The organism is Streptomyces sp. NPDC014889 (genome assembly GCF_043081205.1).
Taxonomy (GTDB): domain Bacteria; phylum Actinomycetota; class Actinomycetes; order Streptomycetales; family Streptomycetaceae; genus Streptomyces.
The window spans coordinates 1-8,603 of record NZ_JBIBWH010000037.1 but is presented as its reverse complement, the minus strand read 5'-3'; the positions used below and the strand labels follow the sequence as shown (position 1 = coordinate 8,603).

The 8,603-nt window shown below is 72.6% G+C and carries 7 protein-coding genes and 1 pseudogene; 3 read left to right on the top strand and 5 right to left on the bottom strand.

Going from position 1 to position 8,603, the window contains the following annotated elements:
- From ACF09J_RS35915 to glgB, 3 genes are all read left to right on the top strand, one after another.
- The coding region (locus ACF09J_RS35915) for an alpha-glucosidase C-terminal domain-containing protein (RefSeq protein ID WP_392309654.1) at nt 1-117 on the top strand (117 nt) is incomplete at its 5' end.
- Nucleotides 118-224: 107 nt separating this feature from the next.
- Entirely contained in the window at nt 225-1,619 is a 1,395-nt protein-coding gene (locus ACF09J_RS35910; RefSeq protein WP_392309651.1) for a maltokinase, read from the top strand.
- A gap of 66 nt (nt 1,620-1,685) precedes the next feature.
- Nucleotides 1,686-4,319 carry a 1,4-alpha-glucan branching enzyme gene (glgB, locus tag ACF09J_RS35905; protein ID WP_392309650.1) on the top strand — a complete coding sequence of 878 codons (2,634 nt, stop codon included), beginning with the start codon at nt 1,686-1,688 and terminating at the stop codon, nt 4,317-4,319.
- Between the two features lie 82 nt (nt 4,320-4,401).
- Here glgB and ACF09J_RS35900 read toward each other — a convergent pair whose 3' ends face one another.
- From ACF09J_RS35900 to ACF09J_RS35880, 5 genes and pseudogenes are all read right to left on the bottom strand, one after another.
- Complete coding sequence (locus ACF09J_RS35900; protein ID WP_392309649.1) at nt 4,402-6,636, bottom strand: HelD family protein; 2,235 nt, start codon at nt 6,634-6,636, stop codon at nt 4,402-4,404.
- 202 nt (nt 6,637-6,838) lie between these two features.
- A complete protein-coding gene (locus ACF09J_RS35895; protein ID WP_392309653.1) occupies nt 6,839-7,153 on the bottom strand; it encodes a thioredoxin family protein in 315 nt (104 codons plus the stop codon).
- A 14-nt stretch (nt 7,154-7,167) separates the two neighbouring features.
- Nucleotides 7,168-7,596, bottom strand: coding sequence for a MerR family transcriptional regulator (locus ACF09J_RS35890; RefSeq protein WP_392309648.1), 429 nt, complete (start codon nt 7,594-7,596; stop codon nt 7,168-7,170).
- A 59-nt stretch (nt 7,597-7,655) separates the two neighbouring features.
- Nucleotides 7,656-8,420, bottom strand: coding sequence for a DUF2127 domain-containing protein (locus tag ACF09J_RS35885; protein WP_392309652.1), 765 nt, complete (start codon nt 8,418-8,420; stop codon nt 7,656-7,658).
- A gap of 39 nt (nt 8,421-8,459) precedes the next feature.
- A pseudogene (locus tag ACF09J_RS35880) lies at nt 8,460-8,603 on the bottom strand (nucleotidyltransferase family protein); the annotation flags it as partial.

Sequence of the window (8,603 nt, the reverse complement as noted above, 5' to 3'; positions counted from 1 at the left end):
CCGGTCGAGCTCATCGGCGGGGTGCGCTTTCCGGCCATCGGGGAACTGCCGTACCTGCTGACCCTGGCGGGCCACGGCTTCTACTGGTTCCGGCTGCGCCGGGAGGCGGCCGCCTAGAACCTGCGGTGCCCCAGGGGGCGGGGCGGGCGTTTCCTGCGCCCCGCCCCTGGGCACGCGTCAGTCACACCCGACCAGCGATTGGACGCGACGCCATGTCGGACGCCATGTCGCAAGCCGTCACACGCTCTGTCACCACGGGCAGCCCCGGTCTGCTCGCGTCACTGGACCCGCTGCTGCGGGAGTGGCTGCCGCGGCAGCGCTGGTTCGCGGGCAAGGGCCGTCCGGTGACGGGCTTCTCGCTGGTCGCCGCCACCGAGTTGCTGCCGGGCGACCGGAAGCTGGGCCTTTACCACCTGCTCGTACGCGCCCACCAGCCGCTCTCGTCCGTGCACGGCACCGTTCCGCACCCCGGTGACTGCTACCAGTTGCTCATAGGGGTCCGCGAGGCGCTGCCCCCACGGCTGGCGCCCGCGCTGATCGGCCACGTGCACGAGGGCCCGCTCGCCGGCCGCACGGTGTACGACGCCCTGTACGATCCCCGGCCCGCCGAGGTGATCCTGGAGGCCCTGCGCACCCGGGCCCGCATCGGCGGACTCCGTTTCGAACGGCGGGACGAGATACGCCCCGACCTGGTGCCCCGCGTGGTCACCGCCGAGCAGTCCAACTCCTCGGTGGTCTACGGCGATACGTTCATCCTGAAACTGCTGCGCCGGGTGCTGCCCGGCATCAACCCCGACCTGGAACTGCCGCTGGCCCTCGCCCGGGAGGGCTGCTCGCGGGTGCCGCCGCCGACGGCCTGGATGACGGCGGAGCTGGACGGCGAGTCGTACGTGCTCGGAGTGCTCCAGCCCTTCGTGCAGGGCGCCTCGGACGGCTGGGAGCTGGCACTGCGCGAACTGGCCAAGGGCGAGGACTTCAGCGGCGAGGCGCGGGCGCTGGGACGCGCCACCGCCGAGGTGCACACCGCGCTGGCCCGCGCGCTGCCGACGGTCACCCTCGGCCACATGCAGCTCGAATCCCTGGTGAACGGCATGACCGAACGCCTGGATTCGGCCGCGCAGGCGGTGCCCGCGCTCGGACCCTACGTCCCCGGTCTGCGCTCCGCGTTCGAGGCGCTGGCCGATCTGGCGGCCGAGGGCCACACCTGGACCGCCCAGCGCATCCACGGCGACCTCCACCTCGGGCAGTGCCTCCGCTCACCGTCAGGACAGTGGTGGCTGATCGACTTCGAGGGCGAGCCGGCGAAACCGCTGGCCGAGCGGCGGATGGCCCAGCCCGTGGTGCGGGACGTGGCCGGGATGCTGCGCTCCTTCGACTACGCGGCCCACTCGGCGGGCGGCCCGCCGGCACCGGAGTGGGCCGAGGCCTGCCGCGCCGCGTACTGCGCCGGCTACGCCGAGGCCGGCGGCGGCGACCCGCGCACCGACCCCGTCCTGCTGCGCGCCTACGAGACGGACAAGGCGATCTACGAGGTCCTCTACGAAGCCCGGCACCGCCCCGACTGGCTGCCGGTACCAATGTCCGCGGTACATCGACTGGCCGCCCCGGACGCGACCTGACCCCTACCCACCCTCTCCCCCAGCTCCCCCGTCCACCGCACCCGACCTGCGCCGAGGAGGCTCCGCGTGACCCCCCGCACCCCGTCCAGCGGTTCGGACCCGAAGAACCAGCCGACGCCGGCGAAGAAGGCGGCCACGAAGAAGGAAGCCGCGAAGAAGGCCACGGCCAAGAAGGCGGTGGCGAAGAAGGCGACGGCCGCCAAGACCACGACAGCCGGGAAGACGACGGCGAAGAAGACGGTCCCGAAGAAGGAAGCCGCGAAGAAGGCACCGGCCAAGAAGGCAGTGGCCAAGAAGACGGCGGCGAAGAAGACCACCGCGAAGGCGACCGCCGCGAAGACCGCGGCCGCCGGGGCCGTCGTCAGGAAGGCGGCCGAGAAGACCGCGAAGAAGGCGACGACGGCGAAGAAGGCACCGGCCACGAAGGCGGCCGCCCGGCCGGCGGTGGACGGCCCCACGGCGCCGGAACCCGTGTCGCCCAGGCCCGTGGCCGACTGGCGTCCGGAGGGCGCCGACCTGGTCGCCGTGGCGGGCGGGGACCGGGAGCGGCTGCTCGCGGGGACGCACCACGACCCGCATTCCGTGCTCGGCGCACACCCGGTGCCCGGCGGGGTCGCGTTCCGCGCGTTCCGGCCGTACGCGCTGGGCGTGACCGTGGTCGCCGGGGAGCTGCGAGCCGGGCTGCGCGACGACGGGCAGGGGTTCTTCTCGGGCGTGCTGCCGCTGCCGGAGGTGCCCGCGTACCGGCTGGAGGTGGAGTACGAGGGCACGGTGCAGGACACCGAGGACGCCTACGGTTTCCTGCCCACGCTGGGCGAGTTCGATCTGCATCTGATCGGCGAGGGCCGGCACGAGCGGCTGTGGCAGGCGCTCGGGGCGCACCCGATGACCCACGAGGGCGTGACCGGCACCCGGTTCGCGGTGTGGGCGCCCAATGCCCGGGGCGTACGCGTCGCCGGCGGCTTCAACTTCTGGGACGGCACCGGGTACCCGATGCGCTCGCTCGGCGCGACGGGCGTGTGGGAGCTGTTCGTGCCCGGGATCGGCGAGGGCGAACTGTACAAGTTCGAGATCACCCGGCCGGACGGCTCGAAGACGCTGCGCGCCGATCCGCTGGCCCGCCGTACCGAGGTGCCGCCGGCCACGTCGTCCGTCGTGCACGCCTCGCACCACGAGTGGGGCGACGCGGAGTGGATGGCCCGCCGCGCCCAACGCCCGGCGCACGAGGCCCCGTTCTCGGTGTACGAGCTGCATCTGCCGTCCTGGCGGCCGGGACTGACGTACCGGCAGCTCGCCGAGCAGCTCCCCGCGTACGTCAGGGACCTCGGCTTCACCCACGTGGAGCTGATGCCTGTCGCCGAGCATCCCTTCGGCGGCTCCTGGGGCTACCAGGTCACCGGCTTCTACGCGCCCACCGCACGCCTGGGCACCCCGGACGACTTCAAGTTCCTGGTCGACGCCCTGCACCGGGCGGGCATCGGCGTCCTGGTGGACTGGGTGCCGGCGCACTTCCCGCGCGACGAGTGGGCACTGGCCGAGTTCGACGGGCGGCCCCTGTACGAGCACGCGGACCCGCTGCGGGCCGCGCATCCGGACTGGGGCACCCTGGAGTTCGACTTCGGCCGCCGCGAGGTGCGCAACTTCCTCGTCGCCAACGCCCTGTACTGGTGCGAGGAGTTCCACATCGACGGCCTGCGGGTGGACGCCGTCGCCTCCATGCTCTACCTGGACTACTCGCGCGAGCCGGGCCAGTGGACGCCGAACGAGCACGGCGGCCGGGAGAACCTCGACGCGGTGGCGTTCCTCCAGGAGATGAACGCCACCGTGTACCGGCGCGCCCCGGGCGTGGTCACCGTCGCGGAGGAGTCCACCGCCTGGGACGGCGTGACCCGGGCGACCCACCACCGGGGCCCGAGCGGCTTCGGCGGCCTGGGTTTCGGGCTGAAGTGGAACATGGGCTGGATGCACGACTCGCTCCAGTACATGAGCCTCGACCCCATTCACCGCAAGTTCCACCACGGCGAGATGACGTTCTCGATGGTGTACGCCTACAGCGAGAACTACGTGCTGCCGATCTCGCACGACGAGGTGGTGCACGGCAAGCGTTCGCTGGTGTCGAAGATGCCCGGCGACTGGTGGCAGCAGCGGGCCAACCTGCGCGCCTACCTGGGCTTCATGTGGTCCCACCCGGGCAAGCAACTGCTGTTCATGGGCCAGGAGTTCGCGCAGGGCTCGGAGTGGTCGGAGACCCGCGGCCCGGACTGGTGGCTGCTCGACCCGAACTACGGTGCCGCGGCCGACCACCGGGGCGTCCTCGACCTGGTCCGCGACCTCAACACCGTCTACCGGGCCACGCCCGCCCTGTGGACGCGCGACGTCCACCCCGACGGTTTCCAGTGGATCACCGGGGACGCGGCGGACGACAACGTGCTCGCCTTCCTGCGCTACGGCACCGACGGCACCCCGCTGCTGGCGGTGTCCCACTTCGCCCCGGTCGTCCGCCCCGACTACCGCGTCGGCGTCCCCGACGACGTGCCCGCCTGGCGGGAGGTCCTCAACACCGACGCGGCCCGCTACGGCGGCAGCGACGTCGTCCACCCCGACCCGCTCAAGCCGGAGCCCCAGGGCCGGCACGGCCGATCGGCGAGCATCCGCCTGACCCTGCCGCCCCTGGCCACGGTGTGGCTGCGACCGGCGTAACTGCAACCGTCCGGCGTTCGAGGACGAGGCCGTCCAGGCCGAAGCGGGGGTCCGGGGGCCGCAGCCCCCGGTACGGCCACCCCTACTCCCCGAACGCCTCCGCCAGAGCCGGAGGCAGCGCCTCCGTGTACAGCACACCCAGCCGCTGCGTGGCACGGGTCAGCGCCACGTACAGATCGCTCGTGCCGTAGCGGGCGGGTTCGACCACGAGGACGGAGTCGAACTCCAGGCCCTTGGCCTGGCGCGGGTCGAGGAGGACGACGGTCCGGGTCAGGTCGGGCTCGGCGCCCGCCGTGACCCCGTCGAGCCGGGCGGCCAGCCGCCGGTGCAGGTCGCGCGGGGCGATCACGGCGAGTCGGCCCTCGGACGGGGTGAGTTCGGCGACGGCCTTCTCCACCGCGACGGGCAGGTCGTCGGTGGCACGGGCCCAGGGCCGTACGCCCGTGGAACGGACCGAGCCGGGCGGCTCGAAGCCGGGGTGCTCGGCGCGGACCACGGCCGCCGCCACGTCCATGATCTCGGCCGGGGTGCGGTAGTTGACGCCGAGGCGGGTGTGCTCCCAGCGGTCCTCGACGTACGGCCGCAGGATGTCGGCCCAGGAGCCGACGCCCGCCGCCTCCGCCGTCTGCGCGGGGTCGCCGACCAGGGTCATGGAGCGGGTCGGGCTGCGCCGCATCAGCAGCCGCCACGCCATCGGGGACAGTTCCTGCGCCTCGTCGACGATGATGTGCCCGAACGCCCAGGTGCGGTCGGCCGCCGCGCGCGCGGCGGCGCTGCGGTGGTCCTCCTCCTCCTGGCGTTCGGCGAACCGCTCGGCGTCGATGATGTCGTGCGCGGACAGCACCTCCGAGGCGTCCGGGTCGCCGTCCTCCTTGTCCTCGAACTCGTACGTCCGGGAGGCGTACGACACGTCCAGCACCCCCTGGGCGTAGGCGATCCGGGTCTCGCGCTCGTGCTCGGCGCGGGCGCGGGCCAGGCGGTCGTCCTCGCCGAGCAGTTCGGCGGCCTCGTCGAGCAGGGGGACGTCCGCGACGGTCCACGCCCGCGTCACCGGGCGGCGGATCGCGGCCGCGTCCTCGCCGCCGACGTACCCCTCCGGCTCCGCGAGGAAGTCCGCCACCAGCCGCTGCGGGGTCAGCCGCGGCCACAGCCGGTCGATCGCCGACCAGACCTCGGGGTTCTCGGCGAGTTCGTCGCGGATCTGGGTGATGTCGCTGGGGTCGAGGAGGTTGGAGCCGTCGTAGGGGTCGGTGCCGATCCGCTCGGCGACCAGGTCGGTGAGCGTGTTGAGGATGTGGCCCTCGAAGTGCTCGCGGGCCGCGTTGTGCGGCAGGCTCGCGGCGCGCGTGCGCTCACGTGCGACGTTCACCAGGCCGTCGTCGAGCATCAGGATCTCGCGGTCGTGCTCGATGGCGATCACCGGATCGGGCAGCGTCTGCCGGTCCCGTACGACGGCGGCGAGCACGTCGGCCATGTCGGCGCGGCCCTTCACCGCGGCGGCCTCGGGGGCGTCCGTCGCGGTGGCCCGCACGCCGGGGAACAGCTCGCCGACGGTCGCCAGGAGCACCCCGGTCTCGCCGAGCGAGGGCAGCACCTCGCCGATGTAGCCGAGGAACGCGGGGTTCGGGCCGACGATCAGCACGGCCCGTCGGGCGAGCAGCTCCCGGTGCTCGTAGAGCAGGTAGGCGGCGCGGTGCAGGGCGACCGCGGTCTTGCCGGTGCCCGGGCCGCCCTCGACGACGAGCACACCGCGGTGCGGCGCGCGGATGATGCGGTCCTGGTCCGCCTGGATGGTCCGCACGATGTCGCCCATCCGCCCGGTGCGCGCGGAGTCGAGCGCGGCGAGCAGCACCGCGTCGCCGGTCGGGTCCTCGTGGCCGGTCCTGGTGGTGTCGCCGAGGTCGAGGATCTCGTCGTGCAGGGCGGTGACCCGGCGGCCCTCGGTGGAGATGTGCCGGCGGCGGCGCAGGCCCATCGGGGTGTGGCCGGTGGCCAGGTAGAAGGGGCGGGCGACGTCGGCGCGCCAGTCGATGAGGATCGGCGTGCGCTCGCTGTCGTCGGCGCGCAGGCCGATGCGGCCGATGTGGTGGCTGTCGCCGTCGGTGAGGTCGATCCGGCCGAAGCAGAGCGAACCGTCCACGGCGTTCAGCGCGGCCAGCAGCCCCGACCGCTCGGCGACGAGGATGTCCCGCTCCAGCCGGGCCTGCATGGGCGTGTCGCCCTGCGCGAGCGCGTCCGTGACGGAGGTCTCGGTGTCACCGCGCAGCACGTCCACGCGCGCGTACAGTCCGTCGATGAATTCCTGCTCCTGCCGCAATTCACCGTCTGGAAATTCGGTGTTTGACAATTCGGCTCCCGCCGGGATATACTGTGCTCACTGAACTTCTTCGTGACCTGATGAATATCGAGTCGCGAATCACCGAATATACGCAGAGAAATCCCCCGGGCGCAATTGCCCGGGGGATTTCTCATTCTCCGGCCCGCTGTCACGACCCGTCCGGCGGGTCCCGCCCGGCAGGTCACAGTACGTCGGACAGTTCCTCCAGCAGCCGCCGCTTGGGCCGTGCGCCCACCATCGACTTCACCGGTTCGCCGGCACGGAAGACGAGGAACGTCGGCATCGACAGCACCTTGTACGCGTTCGTGGTGTCCGGGTTGGTGTCCACGTCGAGCTGGACCACCTTCAGCCGTTCGCCCTGCTCGGCGGCCAGTGCGCTGAGCACGGGCCCCATCTGCCGGCACGGCGGACACCAGTCGGCCGTGAACTCCACCAGCACCGGCCGGTCCGCGCCCAGCACCTCCGCCGCGAAGTCCGCGTCGGTCACCTCCGCCACTCCCGCTGCCCTGATCACCGCTGCTGCCCTCCCAGCTCGCATCTCGGCTCCGGACCGCCCGGAACCCCCGCGTCGGCGGCCAGTGCCTCCCGCGCCTGCTCTGCCCTGACGAGCTGGGCGCCGACCTGCTCGCGCACGGCCCGCAGCTCGCCGATCAGCGCGTCGAGCCGGTCCAGCTTGCGCCGGTAGACCTCGAGCGACGCCGGGCACGAGTCCCCCTCGGGGTGTCCCGCCCGCAGACACTCCACGAACGGCCGGGTCTCCTCCAGCTCGAACCCGAAGTCCCGCAGCGTCCTGATCTGCCTGAGCAGCCGCAGGTCGCGCTCGTCGTAGGAGCGGTGGCCCTGCGCGTCCCGCCGCGCGGGCAGCAGCCCCCGCGACTCGTAGTACCGCAGCGCCCGCGTCGTGGTCCCGGCCCGCTCGGCCAGCTCGCCGATTCGCATGCGTACGAACGTACGCCCTGACGCCGACGTCAAGGCAACGGCGGAGTGCGATGCGCCGCTCAGACCGTCACGCCCGCCGACTCCTCCACTTCAAGCAAGGAGGCGCTGCGGCGCTCCTCGTCGAAGGCCCTGCGCCCGCCGCGCAGCCCGAACAGTCGCTTGGCGAAGGCGATGTACAGGACGGCGACGATGTTGAGGACCAGCGTGGCGATCTTGACCGCGCTGACGTGCTCGGTGAGTTCGTAGATCTCCAGCGGCAGGAAGGCGGCGGTGGCGACCACCGTCAGGTACTCCGCCCAGCGCTTGGCGTACCACAGGCCGACGGCCTCGATCAGTTCGACCAGTGCGTAGGCCACGAGGACGGCGGCCACCAGGAGCAGCGTGGAATGCCGGTAGCCGAAGGTCTTCTGGACGGTGCCGACGACGGGCGAGTGGTCGAGGTCGTAGTGGAAGTGCCGGAAGACGGGGCGGAAGACGTCCAGGTACTCGTTGAACAGCCGGCGCACCGCGTCCTGGCTGTTGCTGAACTTCCACACCGCCACGGCGACCAGCACGATGAACACCCCGCGCACGGCCCGCTCGAACGCCAGGAACCGCAGGATGAACAGATCCCGCAGCACCTTGCCGCGCGGCACCAGTGGGGCGTCGCCGGCCGGTCCCGAGCCGTGCGGCTCGCCGAGCGCGAAGTCGCCGCAGCGCAGGCAGCGCCAGACGTCGCCCAGCGCGGTCCGCGCGTGCAGCCGGATCCGCAGCCTCGGGTCGTCCGGTGCGTAGGTCACATGCCCCTTGCGTGCGCATGTGCGCCGGTCCCAGTCGATCGCCATCCCGTGGTTGCCTCTCCGTACCTGCCCTGTGCCGGGGGGGGGGGGGGGGGGGGGGGGGGGGGGGGGGGCGCCCCCCCCCCGCCCCCCCCCGCGGCCGAGGGGCTCCGGCTCCACGACGGTGCAGACGCGGACCGGCAGGTCCGCCGAGTTCAGCCACTTCTCCAGCACCTCGGCGAGGTGGCC

Excerpts from the sequence above, each read along its gene's own strand:
- ACF09J_RS35910 (WP_392309651.1), top strand. The coding sequence starts at position 225 with ATGTCGCAAGCCGTCACACGCTCTGTCACCACGGGCAGCCCCGGTCTG.
- ACF09J_RS35890 (WP_392309648.1), bottom strand. The coding sequence starts at position 7,596 with ATGCGAATCGGCGAGCTGGCCGAGCGGGCCGGGACCACGACGCGGGCG.
- ACF09J_RS35885 (WP_392309652.1), bottom strand. The coding sequence starts at position 8,420 with ATGGCGATCGACTGGGACCGGCGCACATGCGCACGCAAGGGGCATGTG.